This is a genomic window from Duganella fentianensis, assembly GCF_009857835.1.
Classification (GTDB): Bacteria; Pseudomonadota; Gammaproteobacteria; order Burkholderiales; family Burkholderiaceae_D; genus Rugamonas; species Rugamonas fentianensis.
On the sequence record NZ_WWCL01000003.1, the window covers coordinates 1 to 24803 of the forward strand.

Annotated in this window: 22 protein-coding genes; 18 read left to right on the plus strand and 4 right to left on the minus strand. The window is 63.8% G+C overall.

From position 1 onward, the window contains the following. The first annotated feature begins 368 nt into the window (after positions 1 to 368). The 9 genes from GTP23_RS13185 (at position 369) to GTP23_RS13225 (ending at position 8873) form a co-directional block, all read left to right on the plus strand. A complete protein-coding gene (locus GTP23_RS13185; RefSeq protein WP_161035619.1) occupies positions 369 to 1868 on the plus strand; it encodes a B12-binding domain-containing radical SAM protein in 1500 nt (499 codons plus the stop codon). A 66-nt stretch (positions 1869 to 1934) separates the two neighbouring features. Beyond that, positions 1935 to 3065 carry an MlaE family ABC transporter permease gene (locus tag GTP23_RS13190; protein WP_161035620.1) on the plus strand — a complete coding sequence of 377 codons (1131 nt, stop codon included), beginning with the start codon at positions 1935 to 1937 and terminating at the stop codon, positions 3063 to 3065. Then, on the plus strand, positions 3065 to 3925 hold the full coding sequence (locus GTP23_RS13195; protein ID WP_161035621.1) for an ABC transporter ATP-binding protein: 861 nt from the start codon (positions 3065 to 3067) through the stop codon (positions 3923 to 3925). Before GTP23_RS13190 ends, GTP23_RS13195 begins: the two co-directional genes overlap by 1 nt. Continuing rightward, positions 3925 to 4863, plus strand: a complete 939-nt coding sequence (locus GTP23_RS13200; protein ID WP_161035622.1) for an MlaD family protein — start codon at positions 3925 to 3927, stop codon at positions 4861 to 4863. The genes GTP23_RS13195 and GTP23_RS13200 overlap by 1 nt, the downstream gene beginning before the upstream one ends. A gap of 11 nt (positions 4864 to 4874) precedes the next feature. Next, entirely contained in the window at positions 4875 to 5471 is a 597-nt protein-coding gene (locus GTP23_RS13205; protein WP_161035623.1) for an ABC-type transport auxiliary lipoprotein family protein, read from the plus strand. A gap of 16 nt (positions 5472 to 5487) precedes the next feature. After that, positions 5488 to 6621, plus strand: coding sequence for a VanZ family protein (locus GTP23_RS13210; RefSeq protein WP_371866917.1), 1134 nt, complete (start codon positions 5488 to 5490; stop codon positions 6619 to 6621). 32 nt (positions 6622 to 6653) lie between these two features. Then, a complete protein-coding gene (locus GTP23_RS13215) occupies positions 6654 to 6971 on the plus strand; it encodes a (2Fe-2S) ferredoxin domain-containing protein (protein WP_155436478.1) in 318 nt (105 codons plus the stop codon). 6 nt (positions 6972 to 6977) lie between these two features. Next, positions 6978 to 7643: an alpha/beta hydrolase gene (locus tag GTP23_RS13220; RefSeq protein ID WP_155436477.1), complete on the plus strand. Its 666-nt coding sequence runs from the start codon at positions 6978 to 6980 to the stop codon at positions 7641 to 7643. 84 nt (positions 7644 to 7727) lie between these two features. Then, positions 7728 to 8873, plus strand: a complete 1146-nt coding sequence (locus GTP23_RS13225; RefSeq protein ID WP_155436476.1) for a D-alanyl-D-alanine carboxypeptidase family protein — start codon at positions 7728 to 7730, stop codon at positions 8871 to 8873. A gap of 12 nt (positions 8874 to 8885) precedes the next feature. Here GTP23_RS13225 and GTP23_RS13230 read toward each other — a convergent pair whose 3' ends face one another. Next, positions 8886 to 10196, minus strand: a complete 1311-nt coding sequence (locus tag GTP23_RS13230) for an EAL and HDOD domain-containing protein (RefSeq protein WP_229256098.1) — start codon at positions 10194 to 10196, stop codon at positions 8886 to 8888. A gap of 162 nt (positions 10197 to 10358) precedes the next feature. On the opposite strand from GTP23_RS13230, the gene GTP23_RS13235 reads away from it, so the two are divergent. Beyond that, positions 10359 to 11285, plus strand: coding sequence for an aldo/keto reductase (locus tag GTP23_RS13235; RefSeq protein ID WP_161035626.1), 927 nt, complete (start codon positions 10359 to 10361; stop codon positions 11283 to 11285). On the opposite strand, the gene pssA is transcribed toward GTP23_RS13235, so the two are convergent. After that, positions 11286 to 12065, minus strand: coding sequence for a CDP-diacylglycerol--serine O-phosphatidyltransferase (pssA, locus tag GTP23_RS13240; RefSeq protein ID WP_371866919.1), 780 nt, complete (start codon positions 12063 to 12065; stop codon positions 11286 to 11288). It lies immediately after the preceding gene. Between the two features lie 145 nt (positions 12066 to 12210). Between pssA and GTP23_RS13245 the strand changes: the two genes are divergently transcribed. After that, complete coding sequence (locus GTP23_RS13245) at positions 12211 to 12789, plus strand: Hpt domain-containing protein (RefSeq protein ID WP_161035627.1); 579 nt, start codon at positions 12211 to 12213, stop codon at positions 12787 to 12789. Here the strand turns inward: GTP23_RS13245 and GTP23_RS13250 are convergent. Next, positions 12786 to 12992, minus strand: coding sequence for a hypothetical protein (locus tag GTP23_RS13250; protein ID WP_161035628.1), 207 nt, complete (start codon positions 12990 to 12992; stop codon positions 12786 to 12788). The two genes, GTP23_RS13245 and GTP23_RS13250, sit on opposite strands and share 4 nt — an antisense overlap. A 304-nt stretch (positions 12993 to 13296) precedes the next feature. Here GTP23_RS13250 and GTP23_RS13255 point away from each other — a divergent pair, with 304 nt between their 5' ends. The 7 genes from GTP23_RS13255 (at position 13297) to GTP23_RS13285 (ending at position 21124) form a co-directional block, all read left to right on the plus strand. After that, positions 13297 to 15480, plus strand: coding sequence for a sensor histidine kinase (locus GTP23_RS13255; RefSeq protein ID WP_161035629.1), 2184 nt, complete (start codon positions 13297 to 13299; stop codon positions 15478 to 15480). Then, entirely contained in the window at positions 15477 to 16088 is a 612-nt protein-coding gene (locus tag GTP23_RS13260; protein ID WP_161035630.1) for a response regulator transcription factor, read from the plus strand. Before GTP23_RS13255 ends, GTP23_RS13260 begins: the two co-directional genes overlap by 4 nt. Positions 16089 to 16152: 64 nt before the next feature. Next, positions 16153 to 16536, plus strand: a complete 384-nt coding sequence (locus tag GTP23_RS13265; RefSeq protein WP_161035631.1) for a response regulator transcription factor — start codon at positions 16153 to 16155, stop codon at positions 16534 to 16536. Next, positions 16533 to 18275: a putative bifunctional diguanylate cyclase/phosphodiesterase gene (locus GTP23_RS13270; RefSeq protein WP_161035632.1), complete on the plus strand. Its 1743-nt coding sequence runs from the start codon at positions 16533 to 16535 to the stop codon at positions 18273 to 18275. Before GTP23_RS13265 ends, GTP23_RS13270 begins: the two co-directional genes overlap by 4 nt. 36 nt (positions 18276 to 18311) lie before the next feature. Continuing rightward, positions 18312 to 19298 (plus strand): sensor domain-containing diguanylate cyclase, encoded by a 987-nt coding sequence (locus GTP23_RS13275; protein ID WP_161035633.1) that lies wholly within the window; start codon positions 18312 to 18314, stop codon positions 19296 to 19298. A 63-nt stretch (positions 19299 to 19361) separates the two neighbouring features. Beyond that, positions 19362 to 20426: a sensor histidine kinase gene (locus GTP23_RS13280; RefSeq protein WP_161035634.1), complete on the plus strand. Its 1065-nt coding sequence runs from the start codon at positions 19362 to 19364 to the stop codon at positions 20424 to 20426. Next, positions 20420 to 21124, plus strand: coding sequence for a LytR/AlgR family response regulator transcription factor (locus tag GTP23_RS13285; RefSeq protein WP_229256099.1), 705 nt, complete (start codon positions 20420 to 20422; stop codon positions 21122 to 21124). The genes GTP23_RS13280 and GTP23_RS13285 overlap by 7 nt, the downstream gene beginning before the upstream one ends. Before the next feature lie 40 nt (positions 21125 to 21164). Here the strand turns inward: GTP23_RS13285 and GTP23_RS13290 are convergent, their stop codons facing one another. After that, a complete protein-coding gene (locus GTP23_RS13290) occupies positions 21165 to 24797 on the minus strand; it encodes an ABC transporter permease/M1 family aminopeptidase (RefSeq protein ID WP_161035635.1) in 3633 nt (1210 codons plus the stop codon). Positions 24798 to 24803 lie beyond the last annotated feature (6 nt).

The window sequence follows — 24803 nt, forward strand, 5'->3', positions numbered from 1 at the left end:
GGGTCGCTCACTCAAAATACTGACAGTTCGCTTCTTTTACGAAGCGTCCTATTTCATTTATTTCTTGTGAACATTTGATATTTTTTAAGTATCACGAAGACTAGCTTCGTGTGCACTTTCATCAAACGTCCACACTTATCGACTGTGAATTTTTAAAGAACTTGTCTTTGGTACTGCTTGCTGAGAAGCGTTGTGTTCATCAGCGAAGAGGCAAGATTATGAGGCGTTTCCAACATTCCGTCAAGTCTTTCCTTTTCTCACTCAACTCAGCGACTGGCGCCGTGTTTTGCGAGGGGGCGAACTATAGCAAGGGAACCCTTGCCTGACAAGAGTAAAATACCGCCTTTGTCCGTTCACTTTGCCGCACCATGACTATCCTGCTCACCACTCTGAATGCTCGCTATACCCACGCATCGCTGGGATTGCGCTATCTGCTCGCCAATATGGGCGAGCTACGGGAGCAGACCAGGTTACAGGAATTCGTGATTGGCGCTAAAACGACCGAGATTGTCGAACGCATACTGGCGCACGCACCCCGCATCGTCGGCTTCGGCATCTATATATGGAACGTGGAAGAGACTACCCGCGTGGTCGCCATGCTCAAGCGGGTGGCGCCGGACGTGGTGGTAGTGCTGGGCGGGCCGGAAGTCTCGCACGAGTCGAACGAGCAGGAGATCGTCAAGCTGGCGGACTATGTCATTACCGGCTGGGGCGACGTTACCTTCCCCAAGCTGTGCGGCGAGATTCTGCACGGCCCCAAGCCGCTGATGAAAATCCATGCGGGCGTACAGCCTCCCATGGATCAGATCAAGCTGCCCTACTCTCTCTATAGCGATAGCGACATCAAGAACCGCACTATTTATGTAGAGGCTTCACGTGGCTGCCCGTTCAAATGCGAGTTCTGTCTATCCGCGCTGGACAAGACGGCATGGCCTTTCCCGCTCGATGATTTTCTCGCCGAGATGGAGTCGCTCTACGCGCGCGGCGCAAGGCTGTTCAAATTCGTCGACCGCACCTTCAATCTGAACATCAAGACCAGCCTGAAGATCATGCAGTTCTTCCTCGATAAGCTGGAAGCGCATCCGGACGATCCTGTGTACGCCCACTTCGAGCTGGTACCCGATCACCTGCCCGACGCACTAAAAGAGGGCATCAGCAAATTCCCGGCGGGCGCACTGCAATTCGAGATCGGCATCCAGAGCTTCAATCCTGCCGTACAGACGCTGGTCAGCCGCAAGCAGGATAACCACAAAGCCGCCGATAACATCCGCTGGCTGACGCAGCACTCCCACGCGCACATGCACGTCGACCTGATTGCCGGCCTGCCCGGCGAAACTGTGGACAGCTTTGCCGAAGGTTTTAACAAGCTGTGGGCGCTGAATCCCCACGAAATCCAGTTCGGCATCCTGAAACGCCTGCGCGGCACCCCCATCATCCGCCACACGCAGGAATACGGGCTGACCTTCGAACCGTATGCGCCCTACACCATTCTGGCCAACCGCGATATCGACTTCGCCACCATGCAGCGGCTGGTGCGCTTTGCCCGCTACTGGGATCTGGTGGCCAACTCGGGCCGCTTCGGTAATACCCTGCCGGTGCTGCTGGGCGACGATGCTTTCGGCCAGTTCATGGCCTTCTCCGACTGGCTGTATGCGAGTACCGACGCCACCCACCGGATTGCACTTGACCGTCTGGCCGCCATGGTATCGCGCTGGCTGCAGACGCGCGGCATGGATAAAACCGAGGCCGATGCCCTGCTGGCCAGCGACTACGCGGGTCGTAACGAATCCGGCTCGCGCCTCAAAGGGGGCGCCGCCGGGGGCGAAACCGCGGCACCATCACGGCAGGCGCGCCATCTGGCCGCCTAGGTACTGTCCTGCAACGCCGAGCATGGATAGGTGGCGGCCAAGGCGAAAGTCCCTTAAACTGACATTATGCCCATTGCTAAAGAGCCTATCCTGACACTCTCACAAGCGACTGCCGCCGACCCCACGGTCACGGCGGGCGGTACGTGGCAAGTGCACGCTCTGGCGCAGGGCAAGGCCATGGCCACCATCAAGCAGCAGCTACTCGCACTCAAAGACAAAAGCCCGCAGTGGGATCTGCGCGCCATCGAGAGCATGGACCACATCGGCGCCCAGCTGTTCTGGAACGCCTGGGGCAAGGCCCGCCCCGCCCAGTTGCAGCTGGCTCCCGCACAGGAAGAGTTCTTCACCCGGCTGGAAGCCACCGGCAAGCTGGAACTACCCGCCACCCGTCCGCAACGACTGACATGGATCATGAAGCTGGGCTTCATGATGATGGAGTTCGTCACCCACCTGATCAGCTTCATGCGGCTGGTGGGACAGGTGGTCATCGATGGCGCACGCTTTGCCCGTGCCCCGATGCGGGGACCGTGGAAGGAAATTTCGGCGAATATCTTCCATGCCGGCTTTCAGGCGCTGGGCATTACCGCGCTGGTAGGCTTCCTGATCGGCGTGGTGCTGTCCTACCTGTCCGCCCAGCAGCTGCGCGCCTTTGGCGGCGATATCTATCTGGTCAACCTGCTCGGCATGAGCGTGATCCGCGAACTGGGCCCGCTGCTGGCTGCGATTCTGGTGGCGGGCCGCTCCGGCTCCTCGATTACCGCGCAGCTGGGGGTCATGCGGGTGACGGAAGAACTGGATGCCATGCTGGTGATGGGCATTTCGCACGGCTTCCGGCTGGTGCTGCCGAAAGTGCTGGCACTGGCGGTTTCCATGCCCTTGCTGGTGATCTGGACCGATACCATGGCCCTCATAGGCGGCATGGTGTCGGCACGGGTGGAACTGAATCTGTCGCCCGAATACTTCATCACCAAGCTGCCCGATGCCGTGCCGCTGGCGAACTACATGATAGGTCTGGGCAAAGGCGCTGTATTCGGCATGCTGATCGCGCTGGTGTCCTGCCACTTCGGCCTGCGCATCAAACCGAATACGGAAAGTCTGGGACGCGGCACCACCACTTCGGTGGTGACAGCGATTACCGTGGTGATACTGGCCGATGCCGTATTCGCCATCGTGTTTAGCGGCGTGGGGTTCTTCTGATGGCAAATCCGGCACTGGTCCCCGAACGCAGTTGCGGCGGTAGCCGTGGCGATGGCGAGCTGACGCTGGACGGCAGCGTGCCTATCGTGGAAATCACCGGGCTGTGGACCAAGTACGGCCGCACCGTGGTGCATCAGGATCTGAATCTGGAAATCCGGCAGGGCGAAATCCTCTCCATCGTGGGCGGCTCCGGTACAGGCAAGACTACCCTGCTGCGCCAGATGCTGGGACTGGAAACGCCAGCGCGCGGCTGCGTGCGGGTATTCGGTGAAGACATCAGCGAAATCGACGCCACCCAGTTGCAGCAGTTGCGCAACCACTGGGGCATGCTGTTCCAGCAGGGCGCACTGTACTCGGCCCTGACGGTACTGGAAAACATCGCCCAGCCCATGCGCGAGCTGCATGCCCTGCCCGAAGACCTGATCGTCGATGCCGTGCTGCTGAAGATGAATATGGTGGGGCTGGGTCCCGAGCACGCCAACAAGATGCCGTCCGACCTGTCCGGCGGCATGGTCAAGCGGGTAGCGCTGGCGCGTGCACTGGCGCTGGAACCCAAGCTGCTATTCCTCGACGAACCCACCGCCGGTCTGGACCCCGACCTGTCGGAAGCCTTTGTCAGCCTGATCAAATCGCTGCACCGCGAACTCGGCCTCACCGTCGTAATGGTGACGCACGATCTCGATACCCTGTTCGCCCTCTCCACCCGCATTGCCGTGCTGGCGGAAAAACATGTGATTGCCCTCGGCACTCTCGAAGAAGTGCTGCAGGTCGATCACCCCTTCGTTCATGAATTCTTCCTCGGAGATCGCGGCCGCCGCGCACTGGAAGCACTGAACGAGAAAAACCCTCAGGAGCAATGATGGAAAACCGATCCCATGCCCTCACTACCGGCTTCTTCACGATTACGCTGCTGATTGCAGCCATCCTGTTCGGCCTCTGGTTCAACCGCGACCGCGTCGAGCGCGCGCCCTACGTACTGGCCACCACCCGCCCGATACCGGGCCTGAATCCGCAAGCCCCGGTGCGCTACCGCGGTCTGCAGGTGGGCAAGGTCGCCAGCATCAGCTTCGATCCGAATGTCACGGGCCAGATACTCGTCACGCTCAACATCAACAAGGATGCACCGATTACCAGCACCACCTTCGCCACGCTAGGCTATCAGGGCGTGACGGGCATCGCTTTCATCCAGCTCGATGACGACAGCGTGGGCTCGCCGCGGCTGGCCACCAATGCCGATACGCCAGCCCGCGTGCCGCTGCGCCCCGGCCTGTTCGATGTGCTGGAAAAACGCGGCAAGGCCATCCTTGATCAGACCGAAATCGCCACCCAGCGCCTGAACAATCTGCTCAGCGAACAGAATCAGCGCGCCATCCTCAACACCTTCAGCGAAATCAGCGCCACCGCGCAAGCCTATCGCGCCCTGCCGGAACAGCTGCAGCCGACGCTGGAACGCCTGCCACAGCTGGCGGATCAGACCCAGCAAACACTGAAAAGCTTCCACCGGCTGGCTGGCGATGCCGACCAGATGGTGCAGCAACTGCAGGCACCGAATGGCCCCATCGCCCGTCTGACCGATAGCACCGAGCGCATCGCCGGTTCGGTAGAAGCGGTGGCCGGCGGGCTGGAACTCGATACGCTACCGCAGGTAAACTCGCTGTCCGACGACACGCGCGCTTCCATGCGCGCCCTGCGCAAGACCATGAACAAGATTAACGACCGCCCGCAAAGCCTGATCTTCGGCGCGCCCGGCACCCCGCCCGGCCCCGGTGAAGCCGGCTTCTCTGCCAGTGCCAAATGAGGAAGACCGCGATGACCGTCCAGCTCCGCCACCTGTTTGCCCTTGCCACCTGCGCCCTGCTGCTGGGCGGCTGTGCCAGCAATCCGCCGGCCACGGCGCGCTATGACTTCGGTCCGCTGCCGGCACCCAGCACCAGCAGCCAGATCGGCACCCTGATCGTGGCCGACATTACCGGCCCGACGGCGCTCGATACGGAACACATGCAGTACCGCCTGCTGTATGCCGATGCACGTCAGGCCCGCCCGTATGCCTACAACCAGTGGGCCGCGACGCCGTTCCAGCTGCTGGGCCAGCGCCTGCGTGCCAATTTCGCCCAGGCGGGCGTGAAAGTGCTGTCCACCACCGACGCCATCACCAGCCCTACCGTGCTGCGCATGGAAGTCAACGAATTCACCCAGAGCTTCGACACGGCCAAGAGCAGCCAGGGCATCCTCAATGTGCGCGCTTCGCTGTTCCGCAATCACCGCCTGCTCGACCAGCGTACCTTCCAGCGCAGCGTGGCCGCGCCTACGCCGGATGCCGCCGGCGGCGCCCAGGCACTGGCCGAAGCCAGTGACGCGCTGGCCGCCGATCTGCTGGCCTGGCTGGCCAGCGTGCCGCAACCGTAAGGCCAGGGGTCGCCGCGTGGAACAGCACAGCACCGTCAGCAAGACCTCGCCGTTCACCCGCGGCGCGCTCCTGGTCTACGTGCTGCTGATCGTCTACGCCAGCTGGTTCCCGTTCACGGGCTGGCACAATCAGGGCCTGTCGCCGCTGATCTTCCTCGAACACACGGACATGCCGCGCTACTGGACCAAGTTCGATGCCATCATCAACGTGGTTGGCTACATGCCGCTCGGTACCCTGATCGTGTATGCGCTCTATCCACGCCTGCAAGGCTGGCTAGCCCTGCTGCTGGCCAGCGCCAGCGGGCTGCTGCTGTCCGGCCTGATGGAAGGCGTGCAGACCTATCTGCCCAGCCGGGTCTCTTCGAATCTGGATTTCTATACCAATAGCGTGGGCTGTATGCTGGGCGCCATAGTCGGCGTGCTGACGGTGCGCCGCCTGCTCGACCAGAGCGAGCTGCAGCGGCTGCGCAAGAGCTGGTTCGCGCCCCATGCCAGCCACGGGCTGGTGCTGCTGGCCTTGTGGCCACTGGCGCAGATCTATCCGCAAAGCTTTCTGTTCGGGCTGGGCCAGCTGCTGCCCATCCTGTCGGAATGGCTGTCGCAACTGCTCGATACGGACATCGATCTGGCCCAGTATCTGCGCCCCGACAGCGTGCTGACGGTGGAACAGTACTGGCTGTCGGAAACCATCATCACGGCCTGCGGCATGGTAGGCGCCGCGCTCACGCTGCTATGCCTGCTGCGCAAACCGGCCCCGCGCGGCCTGCTCGTAGGCGGCCTGATCGCCAGCGCCGTGATCGTCAAGGCGCTGGCGACGGCGCTGCTGTTCTCGCCCGAAAACGCGTTTGTCTGGGTCACGCCCGGCGCCGAAGGCGGCTTTCTGATCGGCACCATCATGCTGGCTGGCCTGACCTTTGCCCCCCATCTGGCACAGCGCCGCCTGGCCCTGACCACCCTGCTATTGAGTCTGGTGATCATCAACACCACGCCGTCCAACCCGTATTTCGTCGTCACCCTGCAATCCTGGGTGCAGGGCAAATTCCTCAACTTTAATGGTGCGGCCCAGTTCCTCACCCTGCTGTGGCCGCTGGCCGCGCTGTGGTTCCTGTGGCTACCCGTGCACCGTCGGGCGGCCCCTGAGGTATCATAGCGCCACCTTAGTTTTCCGGATCCGATACCGCCATGAGCGACACTCCGTACTTCAAACACCATGTGTTCTTCTGCATGAACCAGCGCGACGATGGCCGCGCCAGTTGCGGCGAACACGGCGCGGCGGCTGCCCAGAAGCACGCCAAACAGCGCTGCAAGGAACTCAACCTGAACGGTGCCGGCAAGGTGCGCATCAATCAGGCCGGTTGCCTGGACCGCTGCGAACAGGGCCCGGTGCTGGTGGTCTACCCCGAAGGCACCTGGTACACCTATGTCGATAACAGCGATATCGATGAAATCATCGACAGCCATCTGGTACAAGGCAAGGTTGTCGAGCGTCTCAAACTGTAAACACCCATGATCAAGATCGAAAAATTTACCCTGACCGGCGGCGCCGGCCAGATGGAAGGCATACTGGACTTCCCGAAAGACACGCCGCGCGGCATCGCGCTGGTGGCCCACCCGCACCCGCTGTATGGCGGCACCATGGACAATAAAGTGGCCGTCACGCTGGCGCGCACCTTCGTCAATCTGGGCTATGTGGCGGCACGCATCAACTTCCGCGGCGTCGGCGCTTCCGAAGGCGTGCACGACCACGGCAAAGGCGAGATGGAAGATATGGCCATCCTGCATAAATGGATGACCGAACGCTATCCGGGCCTGCCCGTCGCCCTGTCCGGCTTCTCCTTCGGCACTTTCGTGCAATCGCATCTGGCCCACCAGCTGGCGGCGCAAGGCACGCCGGCCGAGCGGCTGGTACTGGTGGGCAGCGCAGCGGGCAAATGGGAAATGGCCAGCGTGCCGGCCGACACCATCCTGATCCACGGCGAGAACGACGACACCATTCCCCTGATCGATGTGCTGGACTGGCTGCGCCCGCAGGACATCCCCGTGATCGTAATTCCCGGTGCCGACCACTTCTTCCACCGCAAGCTGCAGCACATCAAGAGCTGGGTCACGCAACTGTGGCACCGCCCGAATCTGCCAGACGCAGCTGAAACGGACGCCGCAAGCGCCGATTGAAGCTCTATAATTCCTGCTCCCGTCTGACCGGCGCACTACCCGCTGCGGGTAGGCGCCTTTAACCGTATAAGCTGACCGACATCCATGAAGAAAATTATTGCGGCACTCGCCACCAGTGTCCTGATGCTGACCAACGCCGTTGCGCAAACCCTGCCGCCACCGACCATCGCCGCCCGTTCGTGGCTGCTGCTGGACGCCACCAGCGGCCAGATCATCGCTTCGCAAGACCCCAACGCCCGCATCGAACCGGCCTCGCTGACCAAGATCATGACGGCCTACGTCACCTTCGGCGCCCTGCGCGACAAGAAGATAGACCTCAAGCAGATGGTCAACGTTTCGACCAAGGCATGGAAAGTGGATTCTTCCAGCTCGAAGATGTTCATCGATCCGGCCACCCCGGTCAGCATCAACGACCTGCTGTACGGCCTGATGGTGCAGTCCGGTAATGATGCGGCTGTCGCACTGGCCGAAGCCGTCGCCGGCGATGAAAGCGCTTTCGTGGTGCTGATGAACAAGGAAGCCCAGCGCATGGGCCTGACCAACACCCACTTCGCCAATCCGCACGGCCTGCCTAGCCCGGAAAACTATTCCACCGCGCAGGATCTGTCGGTGCTGGCCAAGCGCGTGATTCAGGACTTCCCCGAGTTCTACAAGATCGACTCGGTAAAGAGCTTCACCTACAACAAGATCACCCAGCCTAACCGCAACCGCCTGCTGTGGCTGGACCCTACCGTGGACGGCATGAAGACGGGCCACACGGAAGCGGCCGGCTACTGCATGATCGCTTCGGCCCACCGTCCCAACGGCGCCAACGAACGCCGCCTGATCTCGGTCGTGCTGGGCACTTCGTCCGACCAGTCGCGTACCCAGGAAAGCCAGAAGCTGCTGAACTGGGGCTTCCAGAACTTCGATACGGTCAAGCTGTACTCCAAGGGTCAGGCCATTGCGACGCCGGAAATCTGGAAGGGTTCGCATAGCAGCGTGAAGATAGGCTTCACCAATGACGTGCTGGTGACGGTACCGAAAGGCGTGGCCGCCAAAATGAAACCGCTGCTGGAACGCAAGGACCCGCTGGTGGCCCCGCTGGCCGAAAACAGCCGCGTCGGCACGCTGAAGATGATGGTAGACGGCAAGCCGCTGCTGGAACTGCCTGTGGTGGCACTGGAAACCGTGGATCAGGCTTCCATCTTCGGCCGCGCCTGGGATTCGCTGCGTCTGTGGATGAAGTAGTACCTGCCTGACCTAGTTGGCCGCAGCTGTGGAATGCAGCGCTTCCTGTGCCCACAGGAAGGCGGCCGGACCGGCCTGCGTGAGCCGGTCCACATCCAGCCCCATGCGGCCGGCCAGTTCCAGCGCGCGCTCCACCTTGTCGCGCTCGAACAGCAGCGCCAGCATCAGATACGGTCCGTAAGGTCCGCGATTCTCCAGCAGCACCTCGCGCACTTCGGGCGACAGCTGCATACTCCCCACCAGCTGGGCCATAGGCACGCCGAGCAGCACATCGAATAGCGACAGCATCCCCACCAGGAATAATTCATCGCGCTGGGCTGCCGGCAGATGGCTGCAGGTTTCCAGGAAACGGGCGCGCGTCAGCGCCACTTCCAGCAGCGATTCATCGCGCTCCTGATGGCTGCCAGCACCGAGGCGGAACATCGACACCGTCAGTGCGCGGTAGAGCTGATTACGCCCCAGCACCAGAAAGGCCTGCTGCAGACTGGTCACCTGCGTGCCCAGCCCGTTGGCCGGAGCATTAGCCCATTGCAGCAGCTGGTAAGTCATGCCGGGATCGCGCTTGACCACATCGAGCAGGGCCGGCAGTTGCGCTTCCGTGCGCAGCAGGTTGAGCAGCTCGATCGAGGTCATGCGGCTCTGGTCGACTTTGGCGCTGCTATCGGCCTCGTCGCGCGTGGTCAGGAAAGGCCCCATGAAATAGTCGCAGCCCCACGACAGGCACATGCGCTGCTCGTTCCACGATTCCAGTCCGTCCACACACAGTTTGAGGGCCGGATAACGCTGGCGCAGCTGCTTGATCAGTGCCTGGAAGGCCGGCAGGCTATGGTCATTCAGGTACAGCAGCACCATGTCGCACAGCGCCAGCAAAGGCGCTTCTTCCGGCGCCAGCGAGACCCCGCGCAAGGCCAGCTGGGCGCCCGAGTCGCGCAGCGCCGCCATGCGCCCAGCCAGCTGCTCGACCGGCAGCTCGCTATGGCGCCGGTCCAGCAGGAACAGGGTGTGCGGCGCCAGCAAGGGCAAGTGGCGGCCAAAGGTCACGGCATCGAGCGAGAGGGGGATCAGGGCTAGCCGCTGGGCCGCGAACTCCGGTACCCGGGCTTCCTGCAGTGCTGCCATCATGGCGTTTTCCGCCAGCGGTGTGCCGTGCTGGCGCGCTACGGCATGGAAGCGATAGCCGCACAGACGATGGCGCTGGTCGATGATCTCGGCCCGCACCACCACAGGGATGGCATCCAGCGGCCGCGGTGGCACTGGCACTGCCGGCGCAACCGGCGCGGCAGGCTGCGGCGCCGCACCCAGCCAGCGCTTGAACAACGACATTATCCCCACTACGCGCACTCCCTCCTCAACCATCGCCTAACACCCGATCATACAGGCAAACCGCTACTGCCCGGCCGTCAGCCGCACTTTCTGATGCGCGATGTAATAAAGTTACAGCCACTCGGTATAATGGCCGTCTGACAATTTCTAACCAGGTCTGCCATGTCCTCTGCCCAGCCACATTCACTGTCCTGCCCCGCCAGCCTGACCCGCCGCGATGGCCTGACGCTGTCCCGCATCGTCGCCGGCATGTGGCGCATGCAGGAATGGCAGCTCACCCCGCAGCAGCGCCTGCGCCTGATCGAACAGTGCCTGGAACTGGGCGTGAGCAGCTTCGACCACGCCGACATCTACGGTGATTATGGTGTGGAAGCGCTGTTTGGCGAAGCGCTGGCCTTGCAGCCGGGCCTGCGCCAGCGCATGCAGCTGGTCAGCAAATGCGGCATCAGGCTGGTGAATGCGGCCCGCCCGGCCCACACCATCCAGCATTACGACACCAGCGCCAGCCACATAAACGCATCAGTCGAGCAATCGCTGCGCAATCTGGGCACCGACCATCTTGATCTATTACTGATCCACCGTCCTGATCCGCTGATGGATTTCGACGTCATCGCCGACACCTTCCAAGCGCTGCGCCAGGCGGGCAAGGTGCGCCACTTCGGCGTCTCCAACTTCAGCCGCCACCAGTTCGAGTGCCTGAACCGGCGCATCGCGCTGAGCACCAATCAGGTGGAATTTTCCCCCCTGCACGTCGACCCGATGTTCGACTCAACCTTCGACGGTCTGCAGGATCTGGGCGTGGCACCGATGATCTGGTCGCCGCTGGCTGGCGGCCGTCTGTTCAGCAACAATGATGCAGCGGGCCAGCGCGTGCGCGCCGCCATCGAACAGGTGGCAGCCGAACTGCAGCAGCCATTCGCCAGCGTGGTGTTTGCCTGGATTTTGCAGCTGCCGTCACGCCCCATTCCGCTGACGGGCACGGGCCGCATCAGCGCCATCGCAGAAGCCGTGCAGGCCACCCAATTCAGCCTGAGCCGCAGCCAGTGGTTCACCATCCTGCGCGCGGCCCGGGGCCACGAAGTCGCCTGATCAGTCGTGGAAAGTCTGGGGCGGCGCGATGCCGCGCCAGCCCTGCTGCCACGCCAGATTCAGCGCCAGCGTGAGGACGATGTAGACGGCGAAGAACAGGGCGAAGTACAGCGCCTGCAACCACGCCAGCAAGCCCAGATTCAGCACCAGTAGCACCAGCGCCAGCGGACTCTTTTTCTGCTTGGAGCTAGGGAAGCGTACGGTGGACACCATCAGGCTGCCCACGGCAAACAGCAGCGCCACGATCAGGCCGCCATGCAGCGGCGTCACCGGCGGCTGCGGCCAGGCCACCACCACCGCCGCCACACAGGCCGCACCGGCCGTGATCGGCATGCCGACGAAATAGCGCGGATCGGTGCGCCCCACATTGACATTGAAGCGGGCCAGCCGCAGGGCGCCGCAGGCGACAAAGAAGAAGCTGGCGATGCCGCCCAGCCGCAGCAGCGTGGGCTGCTCCGCCCCCAGTTGCACAAAGCCGTAGCAGTACAGCAGCAGGCCGGGCGCGCAGCCAAAGTTCATCACGTCGGCGATCGAATCGAGCTGCATGCCGAATTCGGACGTGGTGTTGGTCGCGCGCGCCACCAGACCGTCGAGCGCATCGAACACACCGGCCAGCACCAGCAATATGGCTGCCAGACGGTAGTCCTGCGCCGCGCCTATGCGGGCATTGTCGACGGAAATCACGATGCTGCCGAAGCCGCAGGCGATCGACATCAGCGTCACCATGCTGGGCAGGGCAAATTTGGCGCGCTGTACACGCGCGTGGTGGTGTGGTTTCAAAGCAGTCTATCCAGTAAAAACCGGGCATCGCCCGGGCAAGCGCCATTCTACCCTGAGCCGGGGCACACACCAGTCCGCTATCAACTTGAAATCTGGCATAAAATGGCAATCAACCCACCGCGCCCGCGCAAGCACTTACCCTGCCATGACCACACCCGACACCGACATCCTCGATACCGGCACCGGCCTGCAGCAGCTGATGGGCGACCGTGTACTCTACCAGCAGATCCTGCGGCGTTTCCGCCAGCGCTATCAGGATGCCCCCGCCGAAGCCCGCGCCGCCCATGCGGCCGGTGATACGGTCGTGGCGACGCGCATCGCCCACACGCTCAAGGGGGCTGCCGGCATGATAGGCGCCCGCCAGGTCGCCCGTCTGGCCCATGCGCTGGAAAGCGCCGGCAACGACAGCCTGCTGGGCGCGCTGGAAGCGGCGCTGCAAGCCTTGCTGGTGCAGATAGAAGCGGTGCTGCAGCAGGACGTTCAGCCCGCTCCGCCCGCGCCTTATGCGGCCAGCCATATGCCGACCTCGATGGCGCTGGTACAGCATCTGGCCAGCCTGCTCGATATCGGTGACGGCGCCGCCGTCGATGTGGTGGAACAGTCCGCCGATGCACTCAGCCACACGCTCGGTGCGGCCTGCTATCAGGCGCTGCGGGAACAGGTGCTGCAGTTCGAGTACGAAGCCGCGCTGGCGCTGCTGCCAGCCGATGCGTTACTGCCCTAGCGGGTATATTCCTTTTCCTCGTCGAAGGCGTCGGCGCACTCCTTGTCGCAGAAGCGGCGCACATTATCCAGCGGTTTGTCGCAGTACCAGCACGCCCCTTTGGGCGGCAGCGACTGACGCGGGCGCAACGGCGCAGGCGACGTGGCCGCAGCAGGCGGCACGCCGGTGTTGTCATCCTGTACGCTCTCTTGTATCGGATCCACGATCGCCTCCTTTCCAGGGCCGTGCTCAGGTCAACGTTGCAAGATTACTTCAGCGGAATAACACGTGCATGAGAATTCTCAAGCGAGCCATGATAGCAGGTTCATACCTGCCGTCTGTGACAGCGCCGTTGCAGAATCGGGCATTTGCGCAGATGAAACAGCCCCGTCCGAATGAAGAAATATTTTTTTATCAAAAAACCAGAATCGATAGTGCGGCGCCTACACCACGCTTGCATACGTTAAGTTGTGACCCACGATAATCTTCAATACAATCATCAGCGCCTGCTTCCCCTCCGCGCGCCCGATGACCGACCGCCCTGCCCAGCCTTCCACTCCGCCTAGTGTACGCCGCGTACTGACGCTGCTGGTGGCTGCCTGCATCGTGCCCATCGTGCTGGTGCTGGCTGTGTTAATGATCAATTTCTACCGCAAGGAAGAAGCCCGGCTGATCGACAATACGCTCAGTCATGCACGCCATATCAGCACCGCAGCCGACCGCGAAGTACGCAGCACCCAGCTGGCCCTGCAGGTACTGGCCGGCTCCCACCTGCTGCAAGATCGCGACCTGCGCGCCTTTCATGCGCGCATCGGCGCCGTGGTTGATAAATTGCATGTTGATAGCATTTTGCTCATCGATCTGGACGGACGCATCCTGCTGTCCTCCCTGCGCCCTTACGGCAGCCCGCTGGCCCAGCTCAGCGACACGCCACTGCTGCAGCAGACGCGCAACAGCGGCCAGCCCGGCGTGTCCGGCATCTTCACGGGGCCGCTGACGCGCCAGCCCATCATCACCATCGCCGTGCCCGTCATCGAGCATGGCAAAGTAGTCATGAGTCTGAATGCCACGGTGACCCCGGCCACCCTGCAGCCGCTGCTGTTCGAGCAGAAAACGCCCGATAGCTGGCGCGCCGGCATCGTCGACCAGCAATACCGCATCATCACCCGCAGCCACGACATGGCCAAGCTGGCCGGCCAGCAATTGCCGGCCGAACTGCGCCAGCCCCTGTCGCGCGTGAACGAATCCATGTTCGAGTCCTACACGCTGGAAGGCCGCCGCTCGCTGTTCGTGTACCAGCGCTCGGAGCAGACTGGCTGGACCTCGATACTCTGTATTCCCCACGACGAACTGACGGCGCCGCTGCGGCGCAGCCTGTTCTGGCTGATTACGCTGAGCGTGATCACGCTGGCACTGGGCATTAGCTGTGCACTCTGGCTGGCGCGCCGCGTCACCCGCTCCATCCATGCCCTGATCGCACCCGCGCTGGCCGTGGGGCAGGCCGTGCCGCTGCCGCTGCCACGGCTGTATTTCCGCGAAGCGCGCGAACTGGCGCAGGCCCTGCAGATCGCCGCGCGCGACCTGCAACGGGCCCGCGCCGAAAGTTCCGAAAGCGAGCAGCGGCTGGCGCTGGCCGCACGCGCGGCCCATCTGGGTATCTGGACCCGCGACCTGCGCCAGCAGCACATCTGGGTGTCGCAAGCCTGGCGCGAACTGTTCGGCTTTAGTGACAGCGCGCCGCTCACGCTGGAGGATCTGCTGGCACGCGTGCATCCGGCCGACCGCCAGCACGTCCAGCGCACACTGGACAGCACGCTGTTCGGCGCCACCCGCTATGACATGGAATTCCGCATCGAGTTACCCAGCGGCTGCCAGCGCTGGATCAGTTCGCACGGCAGCGTGGAATTCGACCGCCACCAGCGCCCCACGCTGGTACGCGGCGTCTCGCTCGACATCACCAGCCGCAAGCAGGCCGAACTCGATCTGCAGCAGAAGCAGAAGGAAGTAACCCATCTGGCGCGGGTAGCCATGCTGGGCGAGCTGTCCGGCGCGCTGGCCCACGAACTGAACCAGCCGCTCACGGCCATCCTCAGCAATGCCCAGGCAGCCCAGCGCTTCCTTAGCCAGCCGGCACCGGATCTGCCGGAAGTGCAGGAAATTCTCAACGACATCGTCACGGAAGACCAGCGGGCCGGCGCCATCATCGCGCGTCTGCGCGCCCTGTTCGGCAAACACGATGCGCAGCGCCAGCGCATCAGCGCGCAAAGCCTGATCGATAGCGTGCTGCACCTGATCAGCAACGACCTGATCCACCAGCGCCTGACCCTGCGCACCGCACTGTGCGCCGAAACGCTGACCCTGGAAGCCGATCCCGTCCAGCTGCAGCAGGTGCTGCTCAATCTGCTGATGAATGCCTGCGATGCCCAGAGCCAGCAGCTGGAGCACAGCAATGTCATCGAGCTGCGTAGCACCCATGTGGGCCACACGCTACAACTGAGCATCAGCGACAGCGGCGGCGGCATTCCCCCTGCCGCGCTGGACCAGATCTTCACGCCGTTCTACACCACCAAGGCGCGCGGCATGGGGCTGGGGCTGTCGATCTGCCGCAGCATCGTGGATGCCCATGGCGGCCGGCTGTGGGCGGAAAACAATGGCCACGGCGGCGCCACCTTCCACCTGCGCCTGCCGCTGGCCGAGGTCAGCCAGCCATGAACACGGGTCTGCAGATCTATCTGGTAGATGACCAGCCGGCCATCCTCAAGGCGCTGAGCCGGCTGCTCAACTCGGCCGGCTATGCCGTGCAGGGCTTTGCCAGCGCCAGCGCATTTCTGAGCAGCGTAGATGCCCAGGCCGAAGGCTGTTTGATCCTCGATCTGGCCATGCCGGAAATGAGCGGGCTGGCACTGCAGCAAGCCCTGAGCGAGCGGGCCAGCCTGCTGCCGGTGATCTTCCTCACCGGCCATGGCGATATCGAATCGGGCGTGCGCGCCATGAAGCTCGGTGCCGCCGATTTCCTCACCAAGCCGGTCGATGCCGAGCGCCTGCTGTCCGCCGTGGCCCATGCCTGCGCCAGCAACCGCCGTGCGCGCGACGCTGATCAGGAACTGGGCCTCATCCGCCAGCGCCTGGCCACGCTGACGCCGCGCGAAACGGAAGTGCTGGACCTGATCATCGAAGGCTTGCTGAACAAGCAGGTGGCCGCCACCCTGGGTGCGGCCGAAAAAACCATCAAGGTGCACCGCGCCCGCGTAATGGCCAAGATGGAAGTGCGCTCGCTGGCCGCGCTGGTGCGCATGGTGGACCGGGTACGCCATCACTAGCCCGCCACAGGCATAAGCCCAAAGTCCCATAGGCAGCCCGGCAGCACGGCGCTAATGTGGCCTCATGGAAACGAAATCACCCTGGATAGCCGTCGTGGATGACGATGCCGCCATCTGCCGCGCGCTGGTGCGGCTGTTGCGCTCGGCCGGCCTCAGTGCGCGGGCATTTCCCGGCGGTGCAGCCTTCCTGCAAGCCATCAGCGAGCAGCATCCCTGCTGCGTGATCCTCGACGTGCACATGCCGGAGCTGACCGGGCTCGACGTGCAGGCCCGGCTGGCCACGCTGGCGCCGGAAATGGGCGTGATACTGATCAGCGGCCACCCCAAACCGCAGGAGCAGTTCCGTGCCCTGCATCAATTACCGCTGGCCTATCTGCAAAAGCCCGTCAATGACCAGTTGCTGCTGGACGCCATCGCCCAGGTCTATCCCCAAGGTTTGTTGTCATGATCGCCGCTGCCCTACTCCACCGCGCCCGCATCCTGCTGGTAGATGATCAGGAACTTAGCAATCACGTGCTGAGCCAGTTGCTCGCCAGCGCAGGCTATACCGATGTGACCGCCACCTGCGACGCTGCCGGCGTGGCCGAACTGCACCGCCGCCATGCCTACGACCTGATCGTGCTGGACCTGCACATGCCGGTCATGGATGGCTTCCAGGTACTGGAAGCGCTGTACCAGATCGAAGCGGGCCAGTACCTGCCCGTGCTGGTGCTGTCGGCCCAGCACGACAGCAAGCTGGCCGCCCTGGAAGCCGGTGCCAAGGATTTCCTTGCCAAGCCCTATGATCCGGGCGAACTGCTGAGCCGTGTGCGCAACCTGCTGGAAGTGCGCCTGCTGTACAACGACACGCGCGCCTATGGCCTGCGCATGGCCAGCTACGATAGTCTGACGGGCCTGCCCAACCGCCAGCTATTCTCGCAATCGCTGGCCACCCAGCTGGCGGCCGCCCAGCCTCACCCCAGCGCGCTGCTGCTGATCGATCTCGATGGTTTCACCACCCTTAACGATACCCAGGGCTATCCGGCCGGCGATGGCGTGCTGCGCCTGCTGGCCCAGCGCCTGAACCGGCTGGCGCCGCCCAGTGCCAGTCTGGCACGCTTCGGCAATGACGAATTCGCCCTGCTGCTGCCCGCGCTGGAGCACAGCAGCGACAGTGCCCGCACCGTGGCCCTGATCCAGGCTGCCCTGCACGAACCCTTCCCCCTGCCGGACGGCCGCCGCGCCCTCAGCGTCAGCATGGGCGTCGCGCTCTATCCGGACGATGCCGTCGATGCCGCCACCCTGATCCGCTACGCCAACATCGCTCTGCATCAGGCCAAGCAGGGCGGCAGCAATCAGTGCAGCTATTTCACCTATGCCATGAACGAACAAGCCCAACACCGCTACCAGCTGGAGCAAGCCTTGCGCCAGGCCTGCGCCAGCGACGAATTCGAGCTGTACTACCAGCCCAAAGTCCATCTGCGCACGGGGCGCATGGTGGGCACGGAAGCGCTGCTGCGCTGGAACCGCCCCGGCCACGGCGTGGTCTCGCCGGCCGAATTCATCCCCCTGCTGGAGCAGACCGGCATGATCCGCGAAGTAGGCGCCTGGGTGATCGAGCAGGCTTGCCGCCAGATCGCCCGCTGGGCCCAGGATGAAGCCGGCCCCCTGCCGGTGGCCGTGAATGTGGCCAGCCCGCAGTTCAGCGACAGCACACTGGTCGACACGGTGGCAGCAGCGCTGCAGCGCCACCAGATCGATCCGGCCCTGCTTTCGCTGGAAGTGACGGAAACGGCACTGATGGAAGATCTGGCACGCACGGCCGCCACCCTGTCCACACTGTGGTCGATGGGCGTGCGCATCGCCATCGACGATTTCGGCACCGGCTATTCCAGTCTGGCCTATCTGCGCCGCTTCCCCGTCGATACGCTGAAAATCGATATCGCCTTCATCCGCGAACTGCCCAACAATGCCGACGATGCCGCCGTGGTGCGCGCCATCATCGCCATGGCGCACAGTCTGAAACTCAAGGTGGTGGCGGAAGGGGTGGAATCGGCCGATCAGCTGGCCTATCTGGGCGAACATGGCTGCGATCTGATCCAGGGCTATTACTTCAGCCGGCCGATACCGGCCGACATGATGACCCAGCTGATGCGTCAGGATGCGCGGCTGGCCTATCTCCCTGCCGGAGCTGGCGAGCGCTTATAATCGGTGCACCATCCATGCTCAGCCAGGAAGACCCGCATGACCGACAGCACCATCGCGACACCGGCCGCCGCCAGCGGCCACGCCCATTTGTCTACCCGCATCCTGGCGCTGGCCAGCATGGGGCTGATGGTGCTCGATCACGAGCTGCGTGTCGTCGTATGGAACCAGTGGCTGGCCAGCCACGCCGGCCTGTCGGCCAGCCGGGTGCTGGGCCGGCCGCTGTTTGAAGTCTTCCCGGAACTGGCCGGCCAGCGGCTGGAACAGCTGGTACAGAGCGCCATGCAGAGCAAGCTGCCGCAACGGCTGTCGCCGGCCAGCCAGCGCGCCCCCTTCCCCCTGTATGCCAGCGGCACCTGGGGCGGCGAGCGCATCGAACAGGCGGTGGCCGTCACGCCTTTCACGGAAGGCAAGCAGCACTACTGCCTGATCGAAGTGGCCGATATCAGCATCACGGTGGACAAGGAAAAGCAGTTGCGCGGACAGGCCGAAGCCTTGCGCGCGCAATCCTATGTGGACGGGCTGACGGGCATCGCCAACCGGCGCCACTTCGACGTGGCGCTGGACCGCGAACTGCGCCGCGCCCAGCGCAACAGCGGCCAGCTCTCGCTGCTGCTGATGGATATCGATTCCTTCAAAGCCTATAACGACCACTTCGGCCACCAGCAGGGCGATGCCTGCCTGACGGCCGTGGCGGAGGCCTTTGCCGGCATGCTGCAGCGCCCGGCCGATCTGGCCGCCCGTTACGGTGGCGAAGAATTTGCCGCCGTGCTGCCCGATACCAGTGCCGAGCAGGCGGCCCAGCACGCGGAAGCCATCCGTGCCCGCGTGGCCAGCCTGCAGCTGCCGCATGCACCGGCCGCCACCCGCCCCTACGTCACCCTCAGCATAGGCGTGGCCAGCTTTCACCGCGAGCATCTGAGCGATGCGGCCAGCCTGCTGGCAGCCGCCGACAGCTGTCTGTATCAGGCCAAACGCAATGGCCGCGACCGCGTGGAACTGCACAGTCTGACACCGGCAGCATAAAATTGCGCACGGCCGGGCCGGACGCTGCTACCATGTCGAAATGCCAACTCTGCACACCCCCGCGTGAACGCCCGTTCTGCCAGTCCCGAGCGCGACTACTGGTTCTGCCAGCTTACAGGCTGGGGCGTACTGGGTCTGTTCAGCATCCTGTCCTCTTCGCTGGGCGACTGGCAAAGCACCGTGCGCATGAGCGCGGCCAAACTGATCTGCATCGTAGCCGGGCTGGGCCTGTCCCATCTGTGGCGCCGCCACCTGCAGCGGCAGGGCTGGCTGGAACGCCGCCAGCGCCTGCCGCTGGCCTCGCTGATGGCCGGCGTGGCCGTGCTGACGCTGGTGCAGACGGCGCTGCTGCTGTGCACCGACCTGGTCTTCAATCACGGCGCCATCTTTCAGGATAGCCGCGCCGATATCGCCTTCAATCTGTTCATCTTGCTGCTGCTGTGGTTCGTACTGTTTTCCATCTGGACCTTGTGCTATGCGGTGGCGCTGGCACGCCGGCGCGCCAGCCGCTTCGAACTGGAAAAGCTGCAGCTGGGCGTCAGCGTCAAGGACGCGGAATTGCGTGCCCTGCAAGCCCAGATCAATCCCCATTTTTTCTTCAATTGCCTCAACAGCATACGGGCGCTGGCCTATCAGGATGCCGACGCCTGCGCGCGTGCCATCAACGCTCTGGCCAGCATGATGCGCCACAATCTGCAAACCCACCATACGGCGCTGGTGCCGCTGGCCGAGGAACTGCAGGCGGTCCAGGCGTATCTGGCCATGGAGCAGTTGCGCTTTGACGAAAGGCTGGTCTTCAGCGTGCAGATCGAAGACGGCGTGGGCAGCACGCGCCTGCCGCCACTGGTCTTGCAGACGCTGGTGGAAAACGCCATCCGTTATGGCGTCGAACGCAGCAGCGGCCCCTGCCAGATCACGCTGCAGGCACAGCGCCGTGCCGGGACCGTGGAAATCTGCGTTGCCAATCAGGGCCAGCTGGCCGAGCACAGCCCGTCAACCCGGCTGGGGCTGGCCAATGCGCGCCAGCGGCTGGCACTGCAATGCGGCCCCGGTGCCAGCTGCACGCTGACGGCGGCTGACGGCTGGGTCTATGCCACCATCGTTCTGCCGGAGCAAGCAGCATGCTGAGAGTCGTACTGATCGATGATGAAAGGCTGGCGCGCGACGAAATGCGGCGTCTGCTGGGGCGCAGCCGGATCGCCTGCCACATCGTGGCGGAAGCGGCCAGTGTCGCGCAGGGTGTGCAAGCCATCGCCAGCCATGCGCCCGATCTGGTCCTGCTCGATATTCAGCTACCCGATGGCAGCGGCTTCGATCTGCTGGCCGCACTCGAGCGCGTGCCCGCCGTGATCTTCACCAGCGCCTACGACCACTATGCCCTGCGTGCCTTTGCCGTCAATGCGCTCGATTATCTGCTCAAGCCCATCGAACCGGAGCGGCTAGAACAGGCGCTACAAAAAGCCGCACCGGCAACGCCGGCGGCCGGCATCACCGCCAGTCAGGACAAAGTCTTTCTACAGGATGGAGAGCGCTGCTGGTTCGTCGCGCTGGAGCAGATCATGCTGTTCGAATCGGAAGGCAATTACACGCGGGTGTATTTCGACCAGCAGCGGCCATTGATGCTGCGCTCCCTGAGCCAGCTCGAGGCCCGCCTCGATCCGGCCCAGTTCATCCGCACCAGCCGCAGCCAGATCGTCAACCTGCGCTGCGTGGCACAGATCACGGCAGCGCCGTCCGGCGGCCTCACGCTGGTACTGCACAACCAGATGCGGGTGCAGATGTCGCGCCGCCGCAGCAGCGCGTTCAAGCAAGGCCACCGGCTCTAGGACGGCACGGACTGGCTTATGGGCTGGCTTATGGGCTGGCTTAAGGACCAAACTGGCGGCTGTTGTCGGCCAGATTACGGTCTATCAGCAATTGCTCGGGATCGAGCACCACCCGCGCCGGCCGGTCGCGCGCACCGTCAAGCAGCAGCGTGACACTGGAGACACCGGCCGGCAGATGCTGCCAGCCACGGTATAGCGACTGCCCCGCCGCACCGTACACGGCCAGTTCCAGCGGCTCGTCATAGGCTTGCGCCACTTCGCGTCCGGCGCCATCGGCCACCAGCTTATCGAGCCGCAGCTTGAGCGTCACTTCCCAGCGCCCGTCGGGGCGCTGGCGCGTGCTGGCGGCCAGCACGCGGTTATCGTACAGCACGATGCGCTCGAACAGATCGGTCAGCAATGGCTGCTGGGCCGCTGGCGTCTGCGCCCGCAACTGCGCCAGCAGGTCGGCACTGGTGACATATGGTGCCGGCTGATAGCGGTGTGCCGTCAGCAGACTGCGCAAAGCCTGATTGACGGCGGCCTCGCCCAGTGCGGCGCGCAGCCGGTAAAACGCCAGACTGCCTTTGCGGTACTGCAGATAGACTTGCTCATCGACCTGGGCCAGCGGTAGCTCGCCGATACGATCGGCGCTGCGGCCGCGCAGATACTCGTCCAGATCCCAGCGCAGCAGGCGCTGCACGGCAGCCTTGCCATATTGCTGCTCGGTCGTCATCAGGGCGGCATATTCGGCCAGCGATTCCGTGATCAGCGGCCCGCCCTGCATGTGCGCGGCGATGACCTGCTCGCCCCACCAGTGGTGCGCCACTTCATGCGCCGTCACATAGAACACATGATCGACTTTGGCCGGATCGCGTACATCATTGATGAAGCCCAGCGATTCCGAGAACGGAATCGTCATGGGGAAGCTGCGTGCATAGCTCTGATACAGCGGGGTTTCCAGAATACGCAGTTCGTCATAGGGATACGGCCCGAAGTGACGGCTGTTATAGTCCAGCGCCGCGCGCGCACCGGCCAGCATGCGGTCCACATTGTAGGCATGCCGGGGGTGGTAATACACCCGTATCGGTATGCCCTGCCAGTCGGCGGAACGGACCTGCCAGCGCGCCGACTGGAACGACAGGAAGGGCAGCGTAGGACGCGACAGCTGGTAATGGAAGTAGTTACGCCCCTGCTGCTGCCACTGGCGCTTCAAGCTGCCCGGTGCCATGGCAGTCTGGTCGCCCGCTGTGGACACGATGGCGTCGAATGCGACCAGATCAGCCTGTATGCCGAGCGGCTTCAGATAATTCTCCTGCACGGCCGCGAGCTCGCTGCGGGCCGGATTGCGGTGCGGCTCGCCCAGCCCGCGCGCACGCCGCGCATTGCGGTCGTCGAGTTCGCGCGCAGTCTGATAGCCCAGCTGGGGGAAGAACTCGTCGAACGTGAACAGCGTGCCATTGTCATTGATGGGCACAGGCCGGCCGCTGTTGCTGAAGCCGGGATGCTCGATGCTGAGCCTGAAGTCCAGAGCCAGCTGGGCGCCCGGCGCCAGCGGCTGGGCCAGACGCAGCAGCAAGACCCCGTGGCGTTGATCGTCGCGCAGCACCGTATGGGGTGGCAGGTTGAGGAACTCGGTGCGCACGCGCGACACCGTACCGCCTTCGGCCCCGCTGCTGCGTTGTAGCTGCAAGCTGTCCAGCGCCGTGCTGCCCTTGTTCTGCAACAGGTAATGGCCGCGGATCTCGGCCCGCTGCTGCTGCGGGTACAAGTCCACCTGGGCTTGCACGCTGACTAGCCGCGGCTGGGAAACCGCCAGCGTGCTGCGCCAGGTCTTTTCATAATCGGCGCGCAAGTCCAGCCGCTGGGCCGGAGTCAGATAAAGATTGAGCACACTGGTGTTGTAATAGATCCAGCCGCCGCAAGCCGCCCAGGCTCCCAGACTGAGCAGCAGCGCCGCGCCGCGACCACCGCGCAAAGCGCCGGCCGGTGCCAGCGCCAGCCGCCAGCGCTGATGCCAGCGCGGCATCTGGCCACGCGGCCAGAACGCCTGGGCCAGCATCAGCAGGGCACCCGCAAACAGCGTCCAGTACAGGGCAAACCAGGCCCAGCCTTTGAGGTAATGGCCATAGCCATTCATGTCCGAATACAGCAGCGTGGGCAAGGCGGCATAGCTGTACAGATGGTTGTCCATACCCAGCCCCTGCAGCAGGCGCTCGGACAGCAGCAGCACCACACCCAGCGCATAGCCCAGATATTTATGCCCGGCCAGCACCTGCAAGGCCAGCAGGGCCAGCGCCATCAGGCCATACCAGCTCGCAGCCAGCAAGCTGCCCTGCAAGTACAGGCCCGGCTGGTAGTCCACCCCGCCCTGCACCAGCTGGATCAGCATGGCGACGGGCACGCCGGCCGCCGTGAACAGCACCACCAGCGCCAGCAGGGCGCCGCACCTGGCCAGCATAGGCACCCAGTCTGCCACCGGCATGGCATCGGTCAGACCATCGATACGGGCCTGCCTATCCTTGTACACCAGCTCGCCGCTATAGAACAGCAGCACCAGCCCCAGCACAAAATTCAGGCCTCCATCGAGTTCCTGCAGCATCAAGCGCGTCAGCGGATAGGGCGTGCTGTCTAGGCGCGTGCCGCCCACCAGATAGTTGACCAGGAAGTTGACTAGTCCCAGCAGCAGCATGATCAGGAAAGGCAGGCTGCGCACCATGGCGCGCACATCGAAGGCCAGCATGTTCCAGCATTGCAGCCACGGCGTGGCCGCTGCCAGCCGCGGCGCCCGGCGCAGCCAGGGTGCAGGAGCAGGCGAGGCGGGGACCGGCGCAGCGGCGGGCTGGCGGCGCAGCCGGCTGGCCAGACGGCCGCTCCAGCGCTGCCGCGCAGTGCCGGCGCGTAGCGGCTGGAAGCGCCAGACGGTGAGCGCCAGCATGGCCAGCGCTGCCAGCGTCCACAGCACGCGGTTGGCCAGCAAGGCGCCCGTCAGCTGCGGCAGGCGCTGATTGATTTCCGTGCTGGTGTAGTAGCGCGTCGCCTGCGCCAGCGCGCGCAGGGCAAACGGGTCCAGCAAGGCGCTCAGCAGCAGGCCATCCTGGCGCTGGGCCAGCAGGCCGGCCGCCGACCACAGGACCATAAAGGCCAGCACACCCACATACACCATCAGCAGCGAACGGGTCAGGGTGGCGAGCAGCATCAGCAAGGCGGTCACGAACAGCAGATTGGGCAGCAGCAGCACGCCCAGACTCCACGCATACGGCCACAGCGTCAGCGGCCCCAGCCGCTCCGGATCAGCGCCGCCCAGCGCACTGGCAGCCAGCATGCTCAGGGTCACCAGCACGAACACCAGCAGGCAGCACAGCCAGCCGGCCAGAAAGCGCCCCAGCAGATAGGCGCTCTTGCGCATAGGGGTGGTGTACAGCAGGTCGGCCATGCCGCTCTCCGTATCACGCAGCACGCTGCCGGCGATCAGCATGGTGACGAGGAACAGCGCCAGCACGCTGAGGATGGCCAGCTGGTTGGCGATGATGACGGGGGCATTCAGATAGGCATTGCCGGCCGAACCGCCTATGCGGATGGCATCGCTGCTGGCAGAGAACCAGCCCAGCAGCATCAGGGCCAGCGTCACCATCCACAGCAAAGGCTGGCGCAACTGGTAGCGCACATCGAAACGGAAAAATTCACTCCACATGACGCT